The organism is Rhizobium sp. 11_C7_N12_5 (genome assembly GCF_051811145.1).
GTDB classification, from domain to species: domain Bacteria; phylum Pseudomonadota; class Alphaproteobacteria; order Rhizobiales; family Rhizobiaceae; genus Rhizobium; species Rhizobium lusitanum.
Genome location: NZ_JBPWPY010000002.1, coordinates 1,009,801 through 1,035,622 on the forward strand (window position 1 = coordinate 1,009,801; position 25,822 = coordinate 1,035,622).

Below are 25,822 nucleotides of genomic sequence, written 5' to 3' on the forward strand. Positions count from 1 at the left end.
CGGAGATGTCGACGATGGACACCATAGCGCAGAGCAAAGCCAATGTCCCCGAGGCAGAAGGATTGCCGCGTAAGATCACGGCAGGCGGGACGGCCTACCACGAGGTGGGCATAGGCGAGCCCCTTGTTCTCATTCACGGCGTCGGCATGCGCCTCGAAGCCTGGCTGCCGCAGATCGCTGCCTTTTCCGGGAGCCATCGCGTCATCGCCGTCGACATGCCTGGCCATGGCGAAAGCAGATCGCTGCCTGCCGGCAGCCGCCTGGAAGCCTTCGTCGACTGGTTCGGCGGCTTCCTTGATGAGATGGCGCTCGACGCTGCCAATGTTGCCGGGCATTCGATGGGTGCGCTTGTCGCCGGTGGTGCCGCGGCAACCTTCGGTGAGAGGATCAGGCGCGTCGCCTATCTCAACGGCGTCTATCGCCGTGATTCGGAAGCAAAGGCGGCGGTCCTGGCACGCGCAGCGGCAATCCCGGTGACCGGCGTCGACAAGGAAGGGCCGCTTCTGCGCTGGTTCGGCGACGATGCGCAAAGTGCTACCGCCCGGGAGTTGACCCGCAACTGGTTGGGCCTCGTCGATCCGCAAGGATATGCGACAGCCTATGCGGCATTTGCCGGCGGCGACGAAACCTACGCCGATCGGTGGCCGCAGGTGCTGGTGCCGGCACTATTCCTGACTGGTTCGGACGATCCCAACTCGACGCCGCAGATGGCCGAGCAGATGGCGGCTGCCGCCCCGAGAGGCTGGGTCCGGATCGTCGAAGGGCATCGCCATATGGTGAACCTGACGGCACCTGAGATCGTCAACGAATTGCTTGCCGAGTGGCTTTCATGCGGGGAGGACGCAAGATGACGGCGCAACATATCGATGCAAGGGCGCTGCGCGACGCCTTCGGCGCATTTCCGACCGGCGTCACGGTCGTGACTGCGCAAGATCACGCCGGTCTGCCGATCGGCTTCACGGCCAACTCCTTCACCTCGGTCTCGCTCGATCCGCCGCTGCTTCTGGTCTGCCTGGCAAAGACCTCCCGCAACTTCGCGACCATGACGAGCGCGAAGCATTTCGCTATCAATGTTTTGTCGGAAGCGCAGAAAGATATCTCCAACACCTTCGCGCGTCCGGTTGAAGACAGGTTCGCAACTGTCGAATGGAATGCCGCCGCCGACGGCTGTCCGATCCTTGCCGATGTTGCCGCCTGGTTCGAATGCGGTATGGAGCAGGTCATCGATGCCGGCGACCATGTCATCCTCATGGGACGCATCGCCTCCTTCCACAACAGCGGCCGCAACGGTTTGGGCTATGCCCGCGGCGGTTATTTCACGCCGATCCTCGCGAGCAAGGCGGTTTCGGCCGCAACCGAGGGCAATATCGAGCTCGGTGCCGTTCTGGAGCGCGATGGCGAGATCCTGCTGCTCGGAGAAGACATCTTCGCACTGCCGAGCTGCGAGGGAAGGGAAGGGAGCCCGACCGAAATTCTATGCGACTACCTGCAAGAGCTGACCGGGCTTTCGGTGACGATCGGCTTTCTCTATTCGGTCTATGAAGGCAAAAGCGATGGCAAGCATCACATCGTCTACCGCGCCTTCACGTCGCAAGGCGAGCCGCGCGAGGGCAGGTTCTTCAAGCCGGACGCTTTGACCAAAACCCGCTTCAAGACGAGTGCGACAGCCGATATCGTCGCTCGTTTCGCACTGGAAAGCCAGATCGGCAATTTCGGCGTTTATTTTGGAGACGAGACCTCCGGTACGGTCCGCCCGGTCTCGACGAAGGTGGCACGAGCATGAAATTCTCTCTCTTCGTTCACATGGAGCGCCTCGATGCGAGCCAGAGCCATAAGAGCCTCTACGACGAGTTCGTCGCGCTCTGCGAAATTGCCGACAAGGGCGGCATGCACGCCATCTGGACGGGCGAGCATCACGGGATGGATTTCACCATCGCTCCCAATCCTTTCGTGACGATCGCCGATCTGGCCCGCCGCACGTCGAGGGCGAGACTAGGCACGGGAACGGTGATCGCGCCTTTCTGGCATCCGATCAAGCTTGCCGGCGAAGCGGCCATGGCCGACATCATCTGCGACGGCAGGCTCGATATCGGCATCGCCCGCGGCGCCTATTCCTTCGAATATGAGCGTCTTTTGCCGGGTCTCGACGCCTGGGGCGCCGGCCAGCGCATGCGCGAGCTGATCCCTGCGATCAAAGGCATCTGGAAGGGCGACTATACCCACGACGGCGAATTCTTCAAATTCCCCGCGACCACCTCGGCGCCGAAGCCGCTACAGGAGCCCAATCCTCCGATCTGGGTCGCCGCACGCGATCCGAACTCGCATGAATTTGCCGTCGCCAACGGCTGCAACGTTCAGGTGACGCCGCTCTGGCAAGGAGATGACGAAGTCGAGGCGCTGATGGGCCGTTTCAACGACGCCTGCGCTAAGAACCCTGATATCGACAGGCCGAAGATCATGCTGCTACGCCACACCTATGTCGGCTCGTCGGAAGCCGATATCGCTGAGGCCGCCCACGAGCTCAGCGTTTACTACAATTACTTCTTCGCCTGGTTCAAGAACGAGAAGCCGGTCCATCAGGGCCTGATCGAGCGCATTCCCGATGAGGACATTCGCGCGAATGCCATGCTGTCGGATGCGGTCATGCGCAGCAACAATGTCGTCGGCGACGCCGCGACGGTGATTGCGCGGCTGAAGGCCTACCAGGCGATGGGCTATGACGAATATTCCTTCTGGATCGACACCGGCATGCCGTTCGAGCGCAAGAAAGCCTCGCTCGAACGTTTCATCGCCGAGGTCATGCCGGCATTTGCGGAGTGAACCCCATGCAGCGCTTCCAGTATTATATCGACGGCGAATTTCTGGACGGGGAGGCCCGCTATCCAAGCGTCGATCCGGCCACCGGCCTGATCTGGGCCGAGATGCCGGAGGCGCGCGAAAGCGATGTCGATCGCGCCGTCGATGCCGCCGAAACGGCGCTTTATGACGGACCCTGGGCCAAGACCACGGCGACACAGCGCGGCAAGCTGCTCTATAAGCTCGCCGATCTCGTCGCGGCCAATGCCCAAAAGCTCGCCGAACTGGAAACCCGTGATACCGGCAAGATCATTCGCGAGACTTCGGCGCAGATCGCCTATGTCGCCGATTACTATCGCTACTATGCCGGGCTCGCCGACAAGATCGAGGGATCCTACCTGCCGATCGACAAGCCCGACATGGATGTCTGGCTCCGCCGCGAGCCGATTGGCGTCGTCGCCATGATGGTGCCGTGGAACAGCCAGCTCTTTCTTTCCGCCGTCAAAATCGGCCCGGCATTGGCTGCCGGCTGCACCATGGTCGTCAAGGCATCGGAGGATGGGCCGGCGCCGCTTCTGGAATTCGCCCGTCTCGTTCATGAAGCAGGCTTTCCGGCCGGCGTCGTCAACATCATCACCGGTTTCGGCCCGTCCTGCGGCGCGGCTCTCGGGAGGCATCCGAAAGTCGCGCACGTTGCCTTTACCGGCGGCCCGGAGACGGCGCGCCATGTCGTGCGCAACTCTGCCGAGAACCTTGCCTCGACATCCCTGGAGCTCGGCGGAAAATCGCCCTTCATCGTCTTCGCCGATGCCGATCTTGAAAGCGCCGCCAATGCCCAGGTTGCCGGTATTTTCGCAGCAACAGGACAAAGCTGCGTTGCCGGTTCCCGCCTGATCGTCGAGCGCAGCGTCAAGGATGCTTTCCTGTCCATTCTCAAGCGCAAGGCGGAAGCGATCCGCATCGGCTCGCCGCTCGAAATGGCGACCGAAGCCGGCCCGCTCGCCACGAAGCGGCAGCAGGATCATGTGGCAGCCCTTGTCGAAAAATCCGTCCAGAGCGGCGCGCGTCTCGTCACCGGCGGGCAGAGGCCAGACGGCGAGGGCTATTATTTCCCGCCGACGATCCTCGATTGCGACGCCGTCGCTTCGCCGTCGCTCGCCGAGGAATTCTTCGGCCCGGTTCTCTCCGTCGTCTCCTTCGACACCGAGGCCGAGGCGCTGAAGCTTGCCAACGACACCCGCTATGGACTGGCCTCCGGCGTCTTCACCCAGAATCTCACCCGCGCCCATCGCCTGATGAAAGGCATTCGCGCCGGCGTTGTCTGGGTCAACACCTATCGCGCGGTATCGCCGATCGCGCCTTTCGGCGGCTTCGGTCTTTCCGGGCAGGGCAGGGAAGGCGGGCTGGCGGCGGCGCTCGACTACACGCGCACCAAGACCATCTGGCTGCGCACGTCAGATGATCCGATCCCCGATCCTTTCGTCATGAGGTGACGCCGATGTTCTACGAGATCCGCACCTACAGGCTGAAGAACGGCACGATCCCGCAATATCTCAAGGTCGTCGGGGAGGAGGGGATTGCCATCCAGAAAGCCCATCTTGGCAATCTGGTCGGTTATTTCTATTCGGAGATCGGCACGATCAACGAGATCGTCCACATCTGGGCCTATGCGAGCCTCGACGACCGCGAGGCGCGGCGCCAGCGACTGGCTGCCGACCCCGAGTGGCAAGCCTTCCTGCCCAGGATTCGCGATCTGATCGAGGTGGCGGAAAACAAGATTATGAAGCCGGCCAGCTTTTCTCCCGCGGGATGAGCGGGCAGCCGCATAAGGCATGACCTGAAAGACTGCAAAAACAAGGACAAGGGAACATGAAAGCAAAAATTGCACTCGCGGCCTTTGCCGCAATGATGGCCGCATGCCTGCCCGCCAAGGCCGATACCATGGTCTTCACGAGCTGGGGAGGGACGACCCAGGATGCGCAGAAGGTCGCCTGGGCGAACCAATTCACCGAAAAGACCGGCACCGGCGTCATGCAGGACGGCCCGACGGATTACGGCAAGCTGAAAGCCATGGTCGAGGCGGCTCGCGTGACCTGGGACGTGGTCGACGTCGAGGGCGATTACGCCGCACAGGCCGGCAAGAATGGTCTGCTGGAGAAACTGGACTTCTCCGTCATCGACAAATCCAAGCTCGATCCGCGCTTCGTCAGCGACTATTCGGTCGGCAGCTTTTACTATTCCTTCGTGATCGGCTGCAATGCGGATGCCGTCAGTGCCTGCCCGAAGACCTGGGCCGATCTCTTCGACACGAAGAAGTTTCCGGGCAAGCGCACTTTCTACAAGTGGTCGGCGCCCGGCGTGATCGAAGCCGCCTTGCTGGCCGACGGCGTTCCCGCCGACAAGCTCTATCCGCTCGATCTCGATCGCGCCTTCAAGAAGCTCGATACGATCAAGTCTGATATCGTCTGGTGGTCGAGCGGCGCGCAGTCGCAGCAGCTGGTCGCATCGGCGGAAGCGCCGTTCGGTAGCCTTTGGAACGGCCGCATGACCGCGCTTGCCGCCAGTGGTGTCAAGACCGAGACGTCGTGGAGCCAGAACATCACGGCAGCCGATTCCCTCGTCATTCCCAAGGGCGCTCCGAACCTGGAAGCGGCGATGAAGTTCATCGCGCTTGCGACGTCCGCACAAGCGCAGGCCGATATGGCGAAGGCGACGGGATATGCCCCGATCAATGTCGGTTCGGCGAAGCTGATGGATCCGGAAACGGCCAAGACCTTGCCGGACCAGCAGACCGCCAGCCAGGTCAATGCCGATATGAATTACTGGGCCGAAAACCGGGATGCCATCGGCAAGAAGTGGTACGCCTGGCAGGCACAGTAAGCTCCAGGGAGCTGTCAACAGCACCGCGGACCGATGTCCGCGGTGCGGCAATACGAGGTGCGGGCCTGCATGGCGGCTATGGCTGCCTGGCGGTGCCCACGGTGGGAAAGGATTGCCATGTCGACATATATGGACGTTGCGGACGAGACCGCACCGACGCGCAAGGCGGCGAGGCCTACCGGCTTTGGACAGGTGGCGCCGGCACTGATCTTCATCGCGATCTTTTTCGCCTTTCCGGTCGTAGCGCTTCTTCTGCGCAGCGTGATGGAGCCGACGCTCGGGCTTGGCAATTATGCCGAGTTGCTCGGATCCGCGACCTATCTGAAGATCTTCGCCAATACCTTCATCGTCTCCGGTCTGGTCACCATCATATCGTTGCTGATCGGCTTTCCCGTCGCCTGGACGCTGGCGATCATGCCTGCGAGACTGGCCTCGCTGGTATTTGCGATCCTGCTGCTGTCGATGTGGACCAATCTGCTTGCCCGTACCTATGCCTGGATGGTGCTGCTGCAGCGGACGGGGCTGATCAACAAGATGCTTGTTGGTATGGGGCTTATCGACAAGCCCCTGGCGCTCGTCAACAACCTGACCGGCGTCACGATTGGCATGACCTATATCATGCTGCCCTTCATCGTCCTGCCGCTCTACGGCGTCATTAAGAAGATCGACCCGGCGGTGCTGCAGGCAGCTGCTCTCTGCGGTGCGAGCCGCTGGCAATGCCTCACCCGTGTTCTGCTCCCCTTAGCCGCTCCCGGCATGATGGCGGGTGCGCTGATGGTTTTCGTCATGTCGCTCGGCTACTACGTCACCCCGTCGCTGCTCGGCGGCACGGCGAACATGATGCTGGCGGAACTCATCGCCCAGTTCGTGCAATCCCTCGTTAATTGGGGCATGGGCGGAGCGGCGGCCTTTGTCCTGCTTGTCGTCACGCTGTCGCTCTACGCCGTCCAACTGCGGCTGTTCGGCGTACAGAATACGGGAGGGCGCTGAGATGCTCCTGAATTTCGGCCAGCTCGGCTGGTGGAAGTATGTGCTTCTCACCATCACTGTTCTGACAGCTGCCTTCCTGCTGCTACCGATCCTGTTCATCGCGGCACTGTCATTCGGCTCGTCGCAATGGTTGATCTTTCCGCCGCCGGGCTGGACCCTGCGCTGGTACGGCGAGCTGTTTTCCGATCCGCAATGGCTGGAGTCCGCCTGGACGAGCTTCAGGATCGCGGCGATCGTCACGGTGCTTTCGGTCGTGCTCGGGCTCGTGACGTCGTTCGGCCTCGTGCGCGGCAAGTTCCTGTTTCGCGATGCGCTGAAGGCGCTGTTCCTGACGCCGATGATCCTTCCGGTCGTCGTCTTCGCCGTTGCGCTCTATGCCTTCTTCCTACGGATCGGGCTCGGGGGAACCCTGATCGGCTTCGTCCTTTCCCACCTCGTCCTGGCCTTGCCTTTTTCCATCCTGTCCATCTCAAGCGCGCTCGAAGGCTTCGACAAGTCCATCGAGGATGCGGCGGTGCTCTGCGGTGCTTCGCCGCTCGAGGCAAAGATCAGGGTAACGCTGCCCGCCATAAGCCACGGGCTCTTCTCCGCGGCAGTCTTCTCGTTCCTGACATCCTGGGATGAGGTGGTCGTGGCAATCTTCATGGCGAGCCCGACGTTGCAGACATTGCCGGTCAAGGTCTGGACGACGCTGCGGCAGGACCTCACCCCGGTCGTGGCTGCCGCCTCCACGCTTCTCATTCTGTTGACGGTCACTTTGATGGCGCTGGCCGCGATCGTACGCAAGGTTTTGAAATCATGAGCGAATCCTTCCTGAAAATCAAAGGCATCCGCAAGGAGTACGGCCCGGTCGTCGCCGTGCACGATGTCAATCTCGACGTCCGGCGCGGCGAATTCCTGACCTTTCTCGGACCTTCCGGCTCGGGCAAGAGCACGACGCTCTACATATTGGCCGGCTTCGAGAACCCCACCAAGGGCGACATCCTGCTGAACGGACGGACGCTGCTGTCGACGCCTTCGCACAAGCGCAATATCGGCATGGTGTTTCAGCGCTATACACTGTTTCCGCATCTGACCGTGGGCGAAAATATCGCTTTTCCGCTGAAGGTTCGCCGCAAGTCGAAGGCCGAAGTCGATAGCCGGGTGAGGGAAATGCTGCGCCTCGTCAGGCTCGAGGGCTTCGAGGATCGCAAGCCGGCACAGATGTCCGGCGGTCAGCAGCAGCGTGTCGCGCTTGCCAGGGCGCTCGCCTATGATCCGCCGGTGCTTCTGATGGACGAACCGCTGTCGGCGCTCGACAAGAAGCTTCGCGAGGAAATCCAGCACGAGATAAGACGGATCCACCAGCAGACCGAAGTGACGATCCTCTACGTGACCCACGATCAGGAAGAGGCGCTGCGGCTCTCCGATCGCATCGCCGTGTTCTCCAAGGGCGTGATCGACCAGATCGGCACCGGGCCGGAACTCTACGCCAATCCGCGCACCCGCTTCGTCGCCGAATTCATCGGTGACAGCGATTTCATCTCCTGTCATCTGTTGTCATCGGACAATGGACAGGCGACCATTTCACTCGGCGACAAGGCGATCTTCGAGCGCATCCCGGTCCATGGCCAGGCGGCCACCGGCCGCAAGGCCGCGCTGATGCTGAGGCCCGAGCGCATCCGGCTCGGGCGCAGCAACGGGGCGGGCAAGGGCCTCAACGCCACCGTCAACGACATAACCTTTCTTGGCAACAACGTGCACGTGACGACACAGATTTCAGCCAACGAGACCTTGTCCGTTCGCTTGCCTTTCGGGCATGAGGCCATCTCGGGCCTCAGCCGTGGTGATCATGTCAATCTGGAATTCGACCCGGGCGCTGCTCACGTCTTTTGCTAGAGTTGGTAAACAGCAGCGGCCTTTTACGCCGCTCTTGGCAACAAAGATTTCAGGTTAGCGTCGGCCGCCAGCGCATCGAGCGGCGGCACGACCTGCCTTGCAATCAGCATCTCGCTCAACTTCATGTCCCTGGCGACCCTATTGCCGTAACCCACGCCGCTTGCGGCGACCAGTCTCTGCCCGTCATCGAGATGGAACAGGATGAAGGCGCCATCGCCCAGGTCTCTTCGGACTACGGTGCGTCCTTCATCGACAAGTCCAGCGATCTGCAGGGTATGATCGAACTGATCGGACCAGAAATAGGGAACGGCATCATAGCCACGCGCAGCGCCCGCCAAGTTCGCCGCGGCAAGAATGCCCTGATCCTGCGCATTGCGCCACGCCTCCAGACGAAGCCGGCGTCCCCCATACAGCGGGTGCGGAAACGAGCAGCAGTCGCCCGCAGCATAGATATCCGCCACCGAAGTCTCGAGGCGCTCGTTGACCGAGATCCCGTTGTCGACGGCTATGCCCGCCTGTGCGGCGAGCTCGGTGCGCGGCTGCGCGCCGATGCCGACCACGAGCACATCCGCGGTCACCTCGGTCCCATCGGCCAGACTGATACTCACGCGCCGGTCGTCTGCGTCGATCTCGCTGACCGTTAGGCCGCATTTCACCACGACCCCGTTGCGACGATGCAGCGAACTGATCGTCTCCGCGATCTGTTCGGGTACGCCGCGCTTGAGAATGCGCTCTTGGGATTCGATTACCGTGACCCTTGCGCCACGGTTGCGCGCCGATGCGGCGACCTCCAGACCAATGAAGCCTCCTCCGAGCACCGCCACATGCATGTCGGCGCTGATCCAGGGGCGAAGCGCAAGCGCGTCGTTGATCGTCCTGAGATAGAGTATGCGCGCATTGGCTCGCACATTCGGCAATCGCCTGGGCGCCGCGCCCGTCGTCAACAACAATCTGTCATAGGCCAACTCACGGCCGTCCGACAGGATCACCTGCTTGCCGGTGGCGTCGATAGCGCTTGCCGACGCGCTGCCGATATGCCGGATCGCCCGTTCGCCCAACATGATATCGTTGAGAACGGTCGGCGCCTGCGGTGTTGCCTCGGCGAGCAGCATCTGCTTGGAAAGCGGCGGCCGCTCATAGGGGAGGTGAGCCTCGTCGCCAATGAGGGTAATGGCATGCGGGTAGCCGGTTTCTCGCAAGCTCAGAGCGGCGCGCGCGCCGCATTCGCCCGCGCCGACGATGATGATGCCCGCATCGTTGCTCATGCTCCGATCCCGATCATGACGCGATCGCCCTCCAGCTTCACTGGATAGGTTTTCAGGCCGACGCAGACCGGCGCGCCGCGAGCCTCGCCGGTCTTATAGCTGAAACGGCCGTTGTGCTTTGGACATTCGATGGTGTCGTCCATGACAAGCCCCTCGGCCAGGTGGATCTTTTCATGGGTGCAAAGCCCATCGGTCGCGAAATATTCGTCATCCGGGCTTCGATAGATCGCAAAGGTTCGCCCGGCGTGATCGAAGCGGACGACGTCCTCCTGATCGATCTCCTCGGCTGCACACGCATCGATCCATGTCGTCATTTTCTGCCTCCTCGTTGCTGTCCGTCGGCGGCTTGCCGCCATGCACAAAAGATATCGTCTCGCTGGAGGAACATTCCGGCCTTGAACCTTGATCGCGCTCAGCTTTCTCCTCCCCCAAGCAATTTCGATCATGCGGGATATAATCCTTCACATTCCACGCCGATCATGATCATTTTTCATCAAGGAGAAGCAGAATGAAGAAACCTCGCTTGGTCGGCCTTGTGGCCGTCGCGCGTTTTCAACGAAAGGGGAAGCGTCAAACCGCAGGCGGTTGAGAAGGTAGTGCCGGCGGCCAAGCGGCTGGTCCAGAGCCTTATCTTGGCTGACATGATTGGTCATGCCGGAGCCTGCGAAAGGAGGGCCAGCAGGCTCCGGCATTTCCCGCCATCGACGACCTGAGGATCGGCGGCGGGGGGAGAACCTAATGTCGCATATGGAGCACACCACGCTCTTGGCAAGTCCTTGAGGTCGTTGCCCGGCCTGACTATTCCGGCCGGGCTCGGCCTAGTTCGCCGACCCTGAACGACGCGCCTGCTTGTCGGCATATTTCTTCGCCCGCTCCATGAAACGCTTGTTCATGCGGTCCTCTGCCTCCTTCGAGCCGTCGTGGAAGGTGCCGAACCATTTGTCGAGCGGGATGACGCCGTCGGCGTAATTGCACTCGAAGAACTTATGATGCAGGTAGTGGTCGTAAGCATGCGTGTCGATGGCGGTGTCGTCCGCGATCACGATCTTGTCGAACCCTGCATGGCCCGGCGCTGGCGCAAGAGCTGTATGCGTCAGATGGAAGAGGACATGGATCGGACTGGAGGGCACGATCCAATGGATGAGCACGCCGGAGAAATAGAGGAGATGCTCGATGGGATGCATCGCCAGACCCGACCATGGCCCGGGATTGACGTTGTTGTGATGCAGCTTGTGAACGGCATGATAGAGTGGCGGCCAGTGGATCAGGCGGTGAACGAGGTAGAAATGCAGATCGCGGAATGCCGGGATCAGCAGCATGATCGCTACGCAATAGACCGGATGTTCGGCAAAATCGACATAGGGAATGATGCCGTTGGCGAAAGCCCAAAGGGTCAGGACTTCGAAGGCTGTCCAGATCGGCACGGCACTTGCGAATGTCCAGATCACGTTGTCGACGGTCTGATTGCCGAAGAGAAATGCGGAATTGCCCGTCGACGGCCACTTGGCGTTATATTTGAAGGTCGTTCCCTGCTTCTTTTGCATGTACAGGCGCAGATGAAAGGCGCCGAAGAACAGGAAGACGAGGGCGGCGTTGCGAAGGAGAAGATAGGCAATCCAACCCGGCGCGAAGGTCTTCATCGTTTCCATCGAGGGCGTGGCATAGAGCCATAGCAGCGTGCCGACGATCGCATAGACGGTATTCCAGGGCATCAGATAGCCAGGATAGCCGAAGAACCATTTCAGGAAGGCCATGGGCTGAGCCGGCCAAACGAAAACCGGCGGATATTTGAGGAGCTTGTTGGGTTTCCAGTCTCCTCGCTTGTCGCGCGTGCCGTAAAGTGTGTCGTCCATGGTGTTGCCTCCCAATTGCCCGAAATCATGCATTCAATGTCTCCGACACAGGTGCGGAACGACAGCAGAGATTTGATGAGAATTGATCACGGCCGGCAGCTCCGGGCGGGCTAATGGAGCCGGTTGGCTTCCGAGAGTATTTTGATGAAAAACCATCATGCCGGTGACTGCCGGCGCGTAAATGCATCCGCTTTGCAATGAAACGCAGCGATGATCAAAACCCATCACCGAACGGTCTCGCAAAGACAGCGAATTCATGATCTGTGCAGTCCACTGGTACGGGAGGCATCATGCAGAACATGCTCATCTTTCAGTCGCTCTGGGCCATGGAACGACGCAGCGCTGTTTATCCGGAGCAGACTCTCGAAGAGAACCTGGAGAGGATCGCCGTCGCCGGCTTCGACGGCATCAGCACCCATTGGTACGACCGCAGTTATGTTCGCCGGGTCGCAGGGCTGCTCAAGCAGCACGGTTTGCAGGCGGAAGGACAATGCTTTCCCAAGACCATCGACGATCTTAAGCCAGCGCTCGAGATCGCCGCCGAATACAATGTGCATCACATCTGTCTGCAACCCGATGTGCGATTGCGCCGCCTGGAGGATTGCGTCCCCCTGCTCGAGGGTTGGCAACGTCTTGGGGAGGAGGCCGGCATCGACGTCCTCATCGAGACGCATCGCGACCGGATGACCACCGATCTGTTCTTCATGCTCGATCTGCTCGATCGCCTGCCGGATTTGCGGCTGCTGGGCGATATCTCGCATTTCCTCGTCGGCCGGGAATTCGCCTGGCCGGTATCGGATGAAAATCATGCGCTCATCCATCAGATACTCGACAATTCATGGGCCTTTCACGGCCGGGTCGCCTCGCGCGAGCAGGTCCAGATCGAAATCTCCTTTGCGCATCATCGGCCCTGGGTCGATCTCTTCCTCGGCTGGTGGGAATACGGCTTCAGAAGCTGGCGAAAGCGCGCCGGCAGCAACGACACTCTCGCCTTTACTTGCGAGCTGGGGCCAAAACCCTATGCGATCACGGGGAGGGACGGGGAGGACACGACCGATCGGTGGGCGGAATCCCTGATGCTCATGCAGGAGGCACGCGACCTCTGGACCAGAACGGCCGGCTGATAATTTCGGGCGGAATACCTGCGATATTCTGCATTCCAGATCAGATCACCCGCTAGAATTCTGCTGCAAACGACACCGGTTTTCGTCGCAAGCATGCACTGGAGAGGAAGTATTGCCGGTTAGAGCCCTCTCAAGGCGTTCGATTTTCACACATTGAGTACCGGCCCAGTTGCTTCGTCTGTGCGTCAAGCGAAACTGGATTGTCATGAATCCGCGCGGGAGTTTGTTCTTCGGTTCGAATACCGATGTCCAGTGCTCCGAAATTTCCAAACGAATGTCTTGGTTGATTGTGTCAGGCGAAAGCCTGGCCGCGCTTTGAGCGCGGGCGTCGCGATCTGCCGGGTTGTAGATTAGTTTCGGAACGGGGGCTTGAATGCGATTCTTGATTGAACGAAATTCGTGCGGTCCGTATTTTAGAAACCCGAACGCAAGCAATATGTGTAATCCTCTGTTTGGGATGGTGGTCTGGGGCATATTGATGAAACTGGCAACAATCTTCGTTCAGCTGGCGAGGGAGCCAAATGTCTTGCAATGTATATGAAATACCGCAGCCTCACGCGATCGGCTCCGAGGAGTTCATACGTTTGCGGGAGCTGTTTGATCGCTCGTTCAAGGCGGCTCGGATAGGTGTATGGGAATGCAGCTTGCCGGATCAAACGCTAAGTTGGACGGATACGGTCTATGAATTCTTTGATCTTGTTCCGCAAGCGCCATTGGCGCGGGACGAAATCGTCAAACTCTACACGCCAGAAACCCGCAAGCTGCTTAACGAGGCCCGCGATAGGGCAATTCGCACAGGTGAAGGCTTTACCCTGGACGCTCAGATAGTTACCGCAAAAGGTAACAACCGATGGATAAGAATAACCGCTTGTGTCGAGTTTGCGAACGGCACTGCCGCAAGAATATTCGGGGTGAAACAGGACATCACTGCCGAGAAGGCTGTGGTCGAGCAGCTTCGTCACTTGGCGGAACGCGATGCGCTCACCGGATTGAGTTCCCGGACCAGGTTTGAAACCTTCCTTAGTGAGATATGCGGAGCCGAGGGCCAAGGGGCGCGAGCCTTGCTCTTGGCGGATCTCGACGGTTTTAAGTCGGTAAATGATACTTTCGGGCATCAGGCCGGGGACGAGTGCCTCAAAGTTGCAAGCCGCAGGCTCTCGCGGGCGGCACCTCAGGCTGACATGATCGCTCGCATAGGCGGGGATGAATTTGCTGTCATCCATCCATGTTCATCGGTCGAAGATCTCGCAAAGATCGCGGCCCGGGTTGTAAAAGGCATGAATTGGACGATCTCAACTCCAACGCAGAACATTCGGATCGCTGCGTCCGTTGGAGCTGCCATAATCCTACCTGGTCAATCGCCCAAAGACATATTTGCGAAAGCGGACCGTGTCTTATACGAGGTAAAATCGGCAGGCAGGAACGGTTTCCGGATCATGTCACCTTCGCGACCGGCGTTGGAGAGCGCTGAAGCAACCTTGGACAGTAAGATCTGTTCTGAAGTGACGGCGGGCGGAAGTTGATGCTTCCAGCTACTTTATAGGCAGCTAGACTCTCTGCTTCTGCCGATGCAGCAGTTTTGGTTTTGAGGGGACCATCAGCTTTCCCAACACATCATTTCGAAACAACGTAACAGCGCCGTGCAAACTTAGGAACGGGAGTTGCCCAAGACGGCCGAACGGATATGCGAACGCGATAAGCCGAGATCATTGAGAACATGATCGTCCAACGTTCCGAGCTCGCGGATGGCTCGGCGATTTTCAGCGAACCGCTTAATTCTATCAAACACTCTCATCGTCATCTCCTCTGACTATGCCTGCCAGATAGTCAGTTCTTAGCCCAAATAAAATGCATACGCCTGCACATGAGGCATGCCGTCTTTGCAAGACTCGCATCGTTGCCCGCTTTCGCTATAAAGAAACGCTAGGGCGGCAGAATGGAGTTGTGTTGGCCATCCGCGCCTCTATGAACGTACTGGCATGACGAAGAGCCGCAAAAGCGGCACAAAGCCGGTATCGAATTTAGTTCCATAAGATAGATTATCTGATCTTTGACTGTAGCCGGGGCAGATTCCAATTTCAAATGCAACGAAGACAATAATGGCCATGATTTGAGGAGGATGGAATGGCCCGCTCTTTTGTGCAGTTGAGTATGGACGAACGTCGCGTCATTGCGCGGATGCATGAGAAGAAGATCAGCCAGGCGGAGATCGCCCGCACCCTTCGTCGTGATCGCTCGACAATCTGCCGCGAGCTGCGACGGAATTTCTGGCATGATCGCGACGTTCCAATCGCGCAAGGCTACTGGCATGTGACGGCGCATCAGATGGCTGAGAGCCGCCGGCGTCGTTATCGAAAGCTGGTGCGCGATCCACAACTGTGCACTGCGGTCATCGATCGGCTGAAGGACGGCTGGTCGCCGGAACAGATTTCCGGGCGTCTGAGGCTTGTCAGCGGTTCGTCTGCCAAACTGAGCCATGAGACGATCTATCAGTATGTCTATTCTCCGGAAGGTCGTGATCAGCAACTCGCGCGGCACTTGCCGGAGCGGCGCAGGAAACGACGGCCAAGATATGCGCGCAAGCCGAGAAGTCTCGTTTTTCCAATCGAATGCGCCATTCGAAACAGACCCGATGTCATCAATTCCCGCAGCGAATTCGGCCACTGGGAAGCGGATCTGATGATCTTCAGGAAAGAGCATGGCGCCGCTAATATCGCCACCGTCGTTGAGCGCAAGAGCCGTTACACGGTTCTGTTCCGCAACAATGACCGACGCTCGAAGCCGATCATGAGCCAGTTGATCCGTCAGCTGGCACCCCTGCCCGCGCAAGCGCGGCAAAGCCTGACATTCGACAGAGGATTGGAATTCGTCTCCTGGCGCGAACTGGAGATTGGAATGGGAACGACAGCCTGGTTCTGTGACCCGCAAGCGCATGGCAGAAAGGGACAGTCGAGAACACCAATAAGCGCGTCAGGCGCTACCTTCCGCCGGAGACCGTCGTGTTGGATGTGAGCAATCAGGAGATCCGCTCTCTGTGCAACCGGCTCAACGACACGCCACGCAAGTGCCTGGGGTTCCAGACACCGAAGGAGATCTTCAGTCGGCATTTATTGGCTATGGAACGCCAAAGCATGTAGATTTCCGAACGGCGTTGCATTCAATCTGGAACCAGCACCGCAAAGTTAAAGTGTCCTGTTTCTGCTGAAAAAATGAAGGTAGAACGGGCCAAACTGAGCGAGTTCGAGCCGATAGCGAAGCAAGAATGAGATAACTGAGAATCTTGACTGGACTCCCTCCCCTCGGTCACCGCAGAACAGCCACCGCGTATAGTCTTGACCATCACAAATTTGAGTTTTCGCTGCGCCGGAATAAGAACGGCAAGAATCCGCCGATGACGTGAACGGCGTCCGTCCAGAGCGTGACCGACTGTGCCGGGGCCTCCACGGCGATCCAGACCATCGGGTTCAGACATGCTAGTGTCGAGCAATCTAGCGCCTCAGACGATCGATGCCTTTCCATCGATCTTGATTTCAATTGAGCTTCCCGCTGGGATATCGGATTTTTCGAGGCCGACGAGGAGAAGGCCTTCAACTACGTGGACTGTTGGTGCTCGACGGCGAAGCCAGAGTATGCTCGACAGGTCGAATTCGATCGGTCGGCAGCGGTACGGTCGGCGGCGGCCTTTATCCTGCAAATTGTGATGTCACCAACCAGGAGAACCCCGAATGCCTCATGATTTCCTCGTCACCGGCCCCGAAGACGCCAAGATCAATATCGTCCTCGCGCATGGGGCGGGTGGTGCGATGGACACGACGTGGATGGAAACCATGTCTGCAGCGCTGTCCGATAAAGGCCTGCGGATCGTCCGGTTCGAGTTCGATTACATGGCGGCGCGACGATTTTCAGGAAAGCGGGCGCCACCGCCCCGCGCAGAAGTCCTCAAGCATGAATTCGAAGCCGTGATCGACGAACTCGGTTTGGAGGAAACGATCGTCATCGCGGGTAAATCGATGGGTGGCCGCGTGGCGAGCATGATCGCGGACGACATTCGCGATGCGAGAAAGATCTCCGGGCTGCTCTGCCTTGGATATCCGTTCCATCCGATTGGGAAGCCTGAAAGCCTGCGGACCGCTCATCTCGAGGAGATGAAGACGCCTTCCTTAATCTGTCAGGGAACTCGGGACCTCTTCGGATCGCGGGAGGAAGTTTCCAGCTACAAGCTCTCCGACAAGATCGAAATTCTCTGGCTTGAAGACGGAGACCATGACTTCCGTCCACGAAAGGCTGTGTCCGGGATCACGGTTGTCGATCAAGTCGCAACCGTTGCCACTCACGTGGTTCGCTGGGCGGCGGCGTTGCATTAGTCAACGCCACCGTATTCGCATTTCACCCAATTCGCAGGCAGCCATAACCGTTGCGGCAAACGATCAGCGACAAGACTATGTCCGTGCAACTTTGACGAAGGCGGCGCGACTTGCTCGGCTAATCCGGGCAATGAAAGCCGGGAGATTAGGCCCTCAGCCCGACCCTGACCTAGATGTGGAATACTTCCTGTCGCAAATATCCGGCATTATGGAGCAAGTGCCACAAGATCGGTAACCTCTTACGCCATCAACTGGGCCTGACCGAAGGAACATCTGTTCGAGCGCACTTGCCAGTCGACAAAACCGGCTACCATTCCTAAATGGGGAGGACGTTAACGACTGAAATATGCGCCATGGCCGTCCTAACCGTCCTTGGTTTTCTTGCGAATGAGACGCTGAAGTGTGGCCGTGGGTGGTTCACCGTCGCGAAACGGTTCCTCTCCGTATCGAATGGCGCTGCGCGCGATGATGTCAACAGCGTCGTCGGGCAGCGATAGGATTCCGCGCAGCACGAAGTTCTGTTGCTTCGGCTTGTCGCGCCATAATTCTGACCAAGCCTCTGCGAGTTCGCTGGTGCGGCCGGCATGTTCGATGGCCCTTACCAGTTCTGCGGCCTGCATGCGGTCCTTGCTATCCTTTCCCGACTCACCCGATAGACCTCGCATCTGGCTGATGGTCACCTTGTGGAGGGCATACCTAACTGGATCGGGCACTACGACAGCCACACCGTCTTCATATAGGAGTGCAGAACGGATCGGTTTTTTGATAAGGAACTCCATCAGATCGAGTGGCTGAAGAGCTGCGCCCGGCATAATCGAAATCGATACTGGCGCTCTACGGTCGCGGTCTGAGTTCTTGTGAGCCGTCAGGAGGTCAACCTTGTAGTTGCTGGCGTTCTCGTAGCGCGTCGGCTCAGTGGTCGGATAGCTAGGATTGAGCTTTGGCGCGAACGACGCATCGACCGATTTGAGAATATCCTGAAAATCCTCCAGCATTTGGCCCGTGTGGCTCACGTGAAGCGCGATTTCGCGGTCTTGGGCAAGGTCGATGTCCTGCGTGCGGTGGAGGTCACCACTCAATTTGACACCAAGAATCCCGCCGTAGGCCTGGTATGCCACTGATCCAACGAGAATCGCGCCGGCTTGAAACAGGCCGGCTTTCTGGAATGCCTGCGCCAGTTTTCCTTCCATGGGATCGGGTACCGGAAGGCCCGATCGGCGCAGCATAGAGGCTGCCTCCTTCTGCAGTTTGTGACGTGCATGTTCGTGGCCATGTCGTTCGACAAGCGCGTCTACATCAGGATCGCCGACCAACCCGGCGTAGCTCGTTCGTCTGCCGCTAGGTGCAGTCGGGTCGCGCATGATGTGATACCAATACTCCTTCCCCACGCGCTTCAGTTTATGAAATGTCCCATTTGCGGGAAAGTGGGCGTTGAATGCTTTCTCATGTGCGTTTTCAACGAGATCCGCAAATGCGATGTTCAACGAAGGTGCAAGAGGTCGCATGTCATTCCTTGCTAGTCATTTGGCAAATGTTTAGCAAACCTATTGCTAGTCATTTGCCAAATGACTAGCAAGCGGAATTATATTGGTCGTTTGAAAACTTTTTCAAATATCTGTCCTATACAGCGGTCAACTCTCTTCCGCCTCACTGTTTGTGGCACAGCCAGTCCTTGAGTTTGGCGAAGAGGTTGACAACGACGCCGAAGCAGAGCGGCGACGTTGTCGTCCACGTCGAGCAGGCAAGCGAGATCGCGTGCAAGCTGTGTTCGGAACACAGGATCGGCCGGGCACCGAACAGTCGCTTTTGGGAGGAACTTCTTTTTCGAGGCTTGCCGAAAGACTGCGTCGAGGTATGCCTTATTGGCGAGAGTCTTGTCGAACATCTGAGAAATTCACGATACGAGAAAACCGTTGCCGCTGGCGGAGAGGCGCGAGGTGGTTACCGTATCGTGGATATTCGCAGGTGCTGTCTCACATTGGAACAAATAGAGAACAAGTCGTAGGGAGTCAATAGGCTCGGCGCGAGGCGATCTGGACCTCCTTACGCATTGCGAGCGCGTTTTTGACAAGGACGACATGAGTGTCATCGCGCGCGACCCAGCGAGCCCTTAGCCATCCTTTGATGTTCTAACCCCTGACGAACCGATAGGCCGAACCGTTCCGCTCGACATAACCGACGCCCGGATATGTCCAATGGTATCCGAGTATCCGCAGCTTCTCTGTTGCGGCCTTGTCCAACAACGCGGCTCTATTGGTCAGCGCGACTTCTGGCTCGGTATCGAATCCAAAGTGCCACCGGGGGTTCTCAAAGGAAATGATGTTGTTCGGAATGACGTCACCCGCGATCAACAGGTTCCCGTCCCCAGACAACTCCAACGATATGTGCCCCGGCGTATGCCCTCGCGTACTGACCACCTTCATTCCCGAAACGATCTCATCCCCCGGTCTTACCATCGTCAGTTTATCCTTGACCGCAAATAAGTCGCGCTGGGCGCCGCGCGCGAAGTCATGGAGCACATCCGGCATCTTCCTTTCGTAGTCGGGATCCGTCCAGAACGACCACTCGGCGTCGTTGACGTAATACTGCGCGTTTGGAAATAGGAGAAACCCGTCGTCCTTCGTGGTCCCGCCGGAGTGGTCGGGATGAACGTGAGTGAAGACGACCTTTGTGATCGATGCTGGATCGACTCCGATCAACGACAGATTATCCGCGAGCCGGCCGTCGCTGGATTGGAAGTTTGCGCCTGCTCCGGTGTCAATTAGGATCAAATCGCTTCCCCGGCGGATGAGTGGAATGTTCGTTTGAAGGGGGGCGCTGTCTGTGTCTCCACCAAGCCGGCCGAGAATGCTGCTCGTCTCTTCTGGAGTGCCGTCAGGCGCCAGGATACTAGATGGCAGGGTGATGAATCCGTCGCTGAGAATAGTGACGTCGAAGAGACCGTGCTTTAGTTTGTGGAAGCCACCAGCGAGGACACCGGGTGGAAGTTTCTCGTTATCTCTGGTCATCTCGGTCTCCTTGGTCGAGTATCGGATGCAGGATGCGGCAAATGGTTTTGGGGGTTTGCCGCCTCTCTCTCATCGAGGCGCGAGTGTTTTCCTGTGAGTTCTGGTTAGGAAACGTCGCTGCCAATCGGGCCGCAGTCATTCTCAACGGGGATGCAAGAGGCCCGCTGCCACCAGCGTAAACGAAAACGCGCTCCCATCGGGCTCGTTGGGAGTAGTCCACAGCCGACCTCCATGTGCCTCGATGATCGAGCGGCAGATGGAAAGTCCCATACCGAGACCTTCCGGCTTCGTGGTGAAGAACGCGTCGAAAACTTGATCCACTTTTGAAGCGTCGACGCCGGGTCCGCTGTCGGCGATCGTCACCATGATCTTCCCGCCGCCCGAATTTTCCGAACGCACCCGAAGTCGACGAGGCTTCCCTTTTGTCGAAGCGACCGCTTCGACCGCATTGAGGATCAAATTCAGGACGACCTGTTGCAATTGGATTCGGTCTCCAACCGCCGATCCGGAACCTGCATCCAGCTCCTTGTCGAGGGTGATCCCGTGCCGCTGTAGTTCGCCGCGGGTTAGAAGGAGGACATCTTCGATCAACGAGTTGATATCGACCTCCTCCATGGTCAACGGCGACTTCCTCGCCAGCGCGCGGATGCTCGTAATCACGTCTCCGGCGCGATGCCCGTCCCGGATGATACGCTCGACTGCCAGCCGGGCCTCCTCGACATCGATCTGGTCGTCGGTTAGCCAGCGCAGACAGGTCGCTGCGTTCATCACGATCGCCATCAAAGGCTGGTTGACCTCATGCGCGATCGACGCGGTGAGCTCGCCCAACGCCGTCAGTCGTCCCGCACGGGCCAACAGTTCCTGAGCCTCCTCGATCCTCTTGAGATCGTCGATATCCGTGCTCGTGCCGACCCACTTTAGGATTGTCCCACCTTCGTCCCGCACAGGCCTTACCCGCACGAGAAAAGAGCGAGAAACACCGTCGTGTCGAATAAGTCGTAGCTCTGCCTCGCCAGCATTTCCTGTCTCGAGACACTCGGTCCATTTCTGGAACGCCTTTTCTCGGTCTTCTGGATGGAATGACTCTATCCACGCTTCTCGGGCCCACGCCGGAGTCATTCCGGTATAGTCGTGCCATTGCTTATTGAACACTGGATTGAGGCCTTCGGGACTGATGTGCCATGCCAATGCCGGGATCATATCGTACGAAAGGCGAAGTTCCTCGGCCACGAGTCGGGCCTGCTCCTGGGTTTGTTGCGCCTCGCGATACAACGCGGCGTTTTCGAGCGAAATTGCCGCCTGGGAGGCAAGGAGCTGAAGGACGGCCACCTGGCCCTGGGTGAACAGATGGGACGACAGGTCGTTTTCGAGATAGAGCACTCCGACCAGTTGCTTCTGCTTCACCAGCGGAAGGCAGAGGATCGAACTTGAACCTGTCTCTTCGACGTAGGGATCCGCTGAAAACAGCTCGGCGCTCCGGGCGTCGTCGAGAAGTACGACTTCCTGTGTTCTGGTCACGTAGCTGAGGATCGTTTCCGGTAGCTTCCTCTCGAACCCCTCGAACCTGACCGAAACGCCCTCGTCATCGGTGAGCGCTTCGGCGACGATACTCATCTCGGCTCCTTTCGGAAGGAACAGCAGTCCGCGGACCGCACCGGAGTGTTCAACGACATTGATCATCAGACGTTCGACGAGGCGGTCGAGAACGATCTCGCCGGATACGGCCTGAGACATCGTCAGTACGGCGGCCATATCAAGGTGCTGCACCTCGAAGCCAGGCGTCATCCTTTTCCCGTTGACGTCCGGGTTGAGACCTGGATTTGCCTGATCGAGCTGCTGGACCTTTCCATGAGCGCCCCATGCCAGATAGCAGGACCGCGCGTTCCGCAGGAATGCGATCGCGCTCGTCTTCAGGCCACGTTCCTCGCAGAACCGCGACGCCAGTTCGTTCGCCATGGCTTCGTTTTGAATGAAGCCGTACTGCCTCGCCGAGCGAACGGCTTCTTCATAAAGCCCGAGGGCTTCGATCTCGCGGTTTTCGAGACGTGCGACTTCTGCAGCGACAAGCGCGCGGCGGTTGCCATGGTTCTCCGGCCCGCTATCGGCCCATGTCTCGATCTGTTTCTGGTGCCGCCTTATCGCCTCGAAGTGCTCTCGCTGATCCTCGCCTGCTGCGGCCTCGCAGACGGCCGCATGGATAAGCGCGGCGTAGAAATGGTATTCGGCAATGTCGATGAAAGACCTGGTGGCCAGAGCGACGGCACGAGCTTCGCTCTCCGCCTCGATCGACGAAGGGTAGTCGCCCGCAACATATCGCGCCTGCATCTGTTGGATCCAAAACCATGCGAGCGGAAGGACGAGTTGCGCGCCAGCGTCCTGCAGATGTTGCTGGTAGCACGCCTTCTCAGGAAGCACCGAGCCACCCGGCGTCTCCGGACCGCCTCGACCGCGCAGCTCGCGAATAAGAAGTAGCTGGCCGATCGCTGAGTCCGCGGCAAGGCTGAACCCCGTCCTTTGTGCTGACGCCAGGAACCGTTCGGCCTCCTCCTCCACCAGTGCCAAGTCGGCGCCTGCGACCAATAGATGCGAAACCAGCATTTGGGCGGTCGTAACGACAAAGACTAGATCGCCCGCCGCGACACCCACCTGGATGGCTTTCCTGCTGAATTTTTCCGATATGCGAAGAGATTTTGTCCAGGGAACGACGAAGCAGGCGTAGCAGGTGTAGGTCCGCGTCTTGAAGCGGTCCATCCCGTGCTTGTCGACCAGAGCTAGGCCCACATCGCCGAAGCGGCCGCCGGAATCGTAATCGCCGAAACGAAGCCCCAGCGCCACCATGATAGACACGTAGGCATAACAGGAGGCGTCGCAATTGCCGTGCTGCAGGCTTAGCGAGACCATCTGTGTATATATGAGGTCTTCGAGATTGCCGTCGGTCAAGATGGCCGGAAGGATCGTGTATGCGAGGACATCCATCGCGGCGAGCCAGTCGGGGTCGGTCATTCTTGGGAGGTCTGCGAGATCTTCGATCGGACGGTCCGCAAGCAGCCCGCGCAACGCCTCGATCGCCGCCTGCAGCTCTTGTTCGGTCGGATGGGGAGACCACTCAATGCCAAAGTCGCGAAGATAGACGAGAGCGACGTCGACCGCCTTCGCCTGATCTCCGAGCGTAACATAAAGCGACGACCGGAGGCGCACCACCGCCGCGCCGTCAACGAGGTTTCTGGCACGCAGAGACAATTCGAGAAGATGGTCTTCGGCGACTGCGTGATCGCCGGTTAGGTACTCGCATTCCGCTCGTTGGAGTTCGAGTGCGAATATGAGGTCATAGCGCGTTTCCCAGTGCGACGGTTTCAGAAGTCCCAGACCTGTCCGGAAATACCTCAGCGCCGACGGGTAGGCGACGGACGTTTTTGCGCAGATCCCGGCTTCCAGGAAGAGTTCGGCCACCTGCTCGCGTTCGCCGTCCGAGGTGACCTGTCCAAGTCCTCGGCCGAATTGATCGATCACCTCAAATATGTGCTCTCGGACACCCGCTGGGGTCAGGTTCGACATCAACGCCCGCCCGATCTGGACATGGGCGACCGGCCTGTCGGTTGCCGTCACCAACAGGTAGGCTGCTTCCTGCACCCTGTCGTGAGCGAAGACGAAACCGTCGTCGACACGCAGCAGGAACCTGGCTTGAACTGCCTCCCAGAGGATCGCGACGATCTGTCTTTTGGCCTTGCCGGATACGATGTTCAAAGTCGCCAGCGAAGCCCCGCTTCCGAGACAGGCGAGGAGCTTGACGGCCTCCAGCGTCAGATGAGGGAGGCGGATTAGTTTAGACGCCACAAGCTCGGCCACGTTGCCGGTGATGCGCGTGTTTTGAATACGGTCGACGTCCCATCGCCACCTGCCCTCGCCGGCATTGAACACGACCAGCCCTTCCTCCTCCATGGAGGACAAGAACTGCAGCACGAAGAAAGGATTGCCTTCCGTCTTGTCGACCACAAGTCTTGCCAAAGGCCCGACGGAGCGGGCGTCCGATCGCAGCATGTCGGACAGTAGATGCTGGAGGTCCAGGGGCGTCAACGGACCGAGCCTCAATTCTTCAAGTTTGCCCAGGCTCTCCCGCATTGCGTTCCGCGTCGCACTGAACGGATGTTGCAGCGGAACCTCGTCGTCGCGATAGGCGCAGATGAGAAGCAGATTTCTCACCTCTGGATCGAGAGTGATCGTTTCGACGAGCTCGATAGTGGCAGAGTCGAGCCACTGGACATCGTCGATGAACAACGCCAACGGTCGTTCCGGACGTGCGAAGACCGCAAGGAACCGCCGGAAGACGAGGTGGAACCTGGCTTTGGCCTCGTGAGGCTGAAGATCGGGGGCCGGCGACTGCTCGCCGATGATCAGGACGAGTTCCGGAACAAGGTTGATCATCAGCCGACCATTCGGCCCCAAGGCTTCGGAGAGCTCCTTCCGCCAGCGCTCCAGGTCGGCGTCGCCGAAACTGAGGATCTGACGGACAAGACCTCGGAACGCCTGCGCGACCGTCGCATATGGAATGTCGCGCGTGTACTGGTCGAATTGGCCGGATGCGAACAGGCTGCCCGTCTGCGCCAGCGAATTTCGCAGCTCATGCACGACGGACGATTTTCCGACCCCTGCCGGACCGGAAACCAGCACGACCACGGTCGCGCCTTGCGATCTTACACGATCGAAAGCCGCCCGGATGGCGCCCGTCTGACGTGCCCGACCATATAGTCCTTCAGGGACTCGAAGACGGTCTGCAGCGTCACCGGAGGCCACTTCAAACTCTTCGATGCGACCGGTCGAGTTCCAGCTGCCGAGGCATCGCTGGAGATCGGCTTCGAGACCCGCCGCGCTCTGATATCGGTCCTCCGGCCTTTTGGCGAGGAGCTTCAGGACGATGCGCTCGAGGACGGGTGGGATGACCTCGTTTCGCTGGCGCAGAGGGATCGGCCGCCGCGCGACGTGCGAATGAACCCATTCCATTGCATCGACGGCTACGAACGGCAGCTCCCCCGTGAGCGTCTCGTAGAACACCGCGCCAAGGGCGTACAGATCGCTACGGGGGTCCACCGACCGCTTTATCCGGCCTGTCTGCTCAGGGGCGATGTAGGGCAGCGAATTCAGATGGCCGCTTTGGAAACCTCCCGATGCTTCGCTCACGGTCCCAACTGGTACCGCCTTGCCGAAGCCGGTGAGCCATACCTTACCAGAGGCGTCGGTGAGCACGTTGGCAGGTCTGAGATCCCCGTGGACGAGCCCTCGAGCGTGGACTTTCCTCAGGGCGGTGGTGACATTGATCGCGAAGGAAAGGAAAAAACCGGTGTCGAAGGCCTCTCCCTTGGAGTTGCTCAACGGCATGCCGCCGCCATCCGTTAGCAGGAGGAACGCCTGTCCGTCGTGACTTTCGAGTGCGAGCGGTTTCGCCGCCCAGCCGAGATCGAGCCGATCTGCAAGAGACATTTCGGCTTCGAAGCGCTGTAGTCCCCCATGTGAGGAATCGGCCGAAACCGAAGCCTTCATAAGGACGGAGGTGTTTCCATCCTCGGAGATGCCGCGGTAAAGAACGAAGCTGTCGTCCTCCAGGAGAAGCTGGCGCTGGTATCGAGACATGTCCATCACGATGCTCCGATCGGCCTTGCTTCGAGCCGG

General features: G+C 59.0%; 20 protein-coding genes and 1 pseudogene. 13 read left to right on the forward strand and 8 right to left on the reverse strand.

The annotated features are described in order from the left end of the window. Positions 1-14: 14 nt before the first annotated feature. The 9 genes from AB8B29_RS23725 to AB8B29_RS23765 all read left to right on the forward strand — a co-directional run bounded on the left by AB8B29_RS23725 (position 15) and on the right by AB8B29_RS23765 (position 8,544). Entirely contained in the window at positions 15-851 is an 837-nt protein-coding gene (locus AB8B29_RS23725; protein WP_439006728.1) for an alpha/beta fold hydrolase, read from the forward strand. Next, the gene (locus AB8B29_RS23730) at positions 848-1,783 is read left to right on the forward strand and encodes a flavin reductase family protein (protein ID WP_037200248.1); all 936 of its coding nucleotides are present in this window, start codon (positions 848-850) and stop codon (positions 1,781-1,783) included. Before AB8B29_RS23725 ends, AB8B29_RS23730 begins: the two co-directional genes overlap by 4 nt. Further along, the gene (locus AB8B29_RS23735) at positions 1,780-2,820 is read left to right on the forward strand and encodes an LLM class flavin-dependent oxidoreductase (RefSeq protein ID WP_037200249.1); all 1,041 of its coding nucleotides are present in this window, start codon (positions 1,780-1,782) and stop codon (positions 2,818-2,820) included. The genes AB8B29_RS23730 and AB8B29_RS23735 overlap by 4 nt, the downstream gene beginning before the upstream one ends. 5 nt (positions 2,821-2,825) lie before the next feature. Next, entirely contained in the window at positions 2,826-4,289 is a 1,464-nt protein-coding gene (locus tag AB8B29_RS23740; protein WP_047640496.1) for an aldehyde dehydrogenase, read from the forward strand. Positions 4,290-4,294: 5 nt separating this feature from the next. After that, complete coding sequence (locus AB8B29_RS23745) at positions 4,295-4,609, forward strand: NIPSNAP family protein (RefSeq protein ID WP_037200251.1); 315 nt, start codon at positions 4,295-4,297, stop codon at positions 4,607-4,609. A gap of 56 nt (positions 4,610-4,665) precedes the next feature. Beyond that, positions 4,666-5,676 (forward strand): polyamine ABC transporter substrate-binding protein, encoded by a 1,011-nt coding sequence (locus AB8B29_RS23750; protein WP_113102420.1) that lies wholly within the window; start codon positions 4,666-4,668, stop codon positions 5,674-5,676. Positions 5,677-5,793: 117 nt separating this feature from the next. Then, positions 5,794-6,666: an ABC transporter permease gene (locus AB8B29_RS23755; RefSeq protein ID WP_113102419.1), complete on the forward strand. Its 873-nt coding sequence runs from the start codon at positions 5,794-5,796 to the stop codon at positions 6,664-6,666. A gap of 1 nt (position 6,667) precedes the next feature. Beyond that, positions 6,668-7,468: an ABC transporter permease gene (locus AB8B29_RS23760; RefSeq protein ID WP_037200255.1), complete on the forward strand. Its 801-nt coding sequence runs from the start codon at positions 6,668-6,670 to the stop codon at positions 7,466-7,468. Further along, positions 7,465-8,544 (forward strand): ABC transporter ATP-binding protein, encoded by a 1,080-nt coding sequence (locus tag AB8B29_RS23765; RefSeq protein ID WP_047640495.1) that lies wholly within the window; start codon positions 7,465-7,467, stop codon positions 8,542-8,544. Before AB8B29_RS23760 ends, AB8B29_RS23765 begins: the two co-directional genes overlap by 4 nt. A gap of 23 nt (positions 8,545-8,567) precedes the next feature. Here AB8B29_RS23765 and AB8B29_RS23770 read toward each other — a convergent pair whose 3' ends face one another. From AB8B29_RS23770 to AB8B29_RS23780, 3 genes are all read right to left on the reverse strand, one after another. Continuing rightward, the gene (locus tag AB8B29_RS23770) at positions 8,568-9,809 is read right to left on the reverse strand and encodes an FAD-dependent oxidoreductase (protein WP_047640494.1); all 1,242 of its coding nucleotides are present in this window, start codon (positions 9,807-9,809) and stop codon (positions 8,568-8,570) included. Further along, positions 9,806-10,123 carry a MocE family 2Fe-2S type ferredoxin gene (locus tag AB8B29_RS23775; RefSeq protein ID WP_037200259.1) on the reverse strand — a complete coding sequence of 106 codons (318 nt, stop codon included), beginning with the start codon at positions 10,121-10,123 and terminating at the stop codon, positions 9,806-9,808. The genes AB8B29_RS23770 and AB8B29_RS23775 overlap by 4 nt, the downstream gene beginning before the upstream one ends. A gap of 504 nt (positions 10,124-10,627) precedes the next feature. Then, positions 10,628-11,662, reverse strand: a complete 1,035-nt coding sequence (locus AB8B29_RS23780; RefSeq protein WP_047640493.1) for a sterol desaturase family protein — start codon at positions 11,660-11,662, stop codon at positions 10,628-10,630. Between the two features lie 290 nt (positions 11,663-11,952). On the opposite strand from AB8B29_RS23780, the gene AB8B29_RS23785 reads away from it, so the two are divergent. Next, positions 11,953-12,786: a TIM barrel protein gene (locus AB8B29_RS23785; protein ID WP_047640492.1), complete on the forward strand. Its 834-nt coding sequence runs from the start codon at positions 11,953-11,955 to the stop codon at positions 12,784-12,786. 521 nt (positions 12,787-13,307) lie between these two features. Beyond that, positions 13,308-14,309: a sensor domain-containing diguanylate cyclase gene (locus tag AB8B29_RS23790; protein ID WP_113102418.1), complete on the forward strand. Its 1,002-nt coding sequence runs from the start codon at positions 13,308-13,310 to the stop codon at positions 14,307-14,309. 125 nt (positions 14,310-14,434) lie between these two features. Here the strand turns inward: AB8B29_RS23790 and AB8B29_RS23795 are convergent, their stop codons facing one another. Beyond that, the gene (locus tag AB8B29_RS23795) at positions 14,435-14,587 is read right to left on the reverse strand and encodes a DUF1127 domain-containing protein (protein ID WP_376774287.1); all 153 of its coding nucleotides are present in this window, start codon (positions 14,585-14,587) and stop codon (positions 14,435-14,437) included. A 323-nt stretch (positions 14,588-14,910) separates the two neighbouring features. Here AB8B29_RS23795 and AB8B29_RS23800 point away from each other — a divergent pair. Then, positions 14,911-15,923, forward strand: a pseudogene (locus tag AB8B29_RS23800) (IS30 family transposase). 20 nt (positions 15,924-15,943) lie between these two features. Here AB8B29_RS23800 and AB8B29_RS23805 read toward each other — a convergent pair. Then, a complete protein-coding gene (locus AB8B29_RS23805) occupies positions 15,944-16,258 on the reverse strand; it encodes a hypothetical protein (protein WP_156143711.1) in 315 nt (104 codons plus the stop codon). A 253-nt stretch (positions 16,259-16,511) separates the two neighbouring features. On the opposite strand from AB8B29_RS23805, the gene AB8B29_RS23810 reads away from it, so the two are divergent. Continuing rightward, positions 16,512-17,150 (forward strand): alpha/beta family hydrolase, encoded by a 639-nt coding sequence (locus AB8B29_RS23810; RefSeq protein ID WP_173412295.1) that lies wholly within the window; start codon positions 16,512-16,514, stop codon positions 17,148-17,150. Positions 17,151-17,512: 362 nt separating this feature from the next. On the opposite strand, the gene AB8B29_RS23815 is transcribed toward AB8B29_RS23810, so the two are convergent. From AB8B29_RS23815 to AB8B29_RS23825, 3 genes are all read right to left on the reverse strand, one after another. Continuing rightward, positions 17,513-18,655, reverse strand: a complete 1,143-nt coding sequence (locus tag AB8B29_RS23815; RefSeq protein ID WP_047561932.1) for a GSU2403 family nucleotidyltransferase fold protein — start codon at positions 18,653-18,655, stop codon at positions 17,513-17,515. Between the two features lie 624 nt (positions 18,656-19,279). Further along, entirely contained in the window at positions 19,280-20,158 is an 879-nt protein-coding gene (locus AB8B29_RS23820; protein ID WP_047561935.1) for an MBL fold metallo-hydrolase, read from the reverse strand. A 141-nt stretch (positions 20,159-20,299) separates the two neighbouring features. Next, positions 20,300-25,789, reverse strand: coding sequence for an AAA family ATPase (locus AB8B29_RS23825; protein WP_439006729.1), 5,490 nt, complete (start codon positions 25,787-25,789; stop codon positions 20,300-20,302). Positions 25,790-25,822 lie beyond the last annotated feature (33 nt).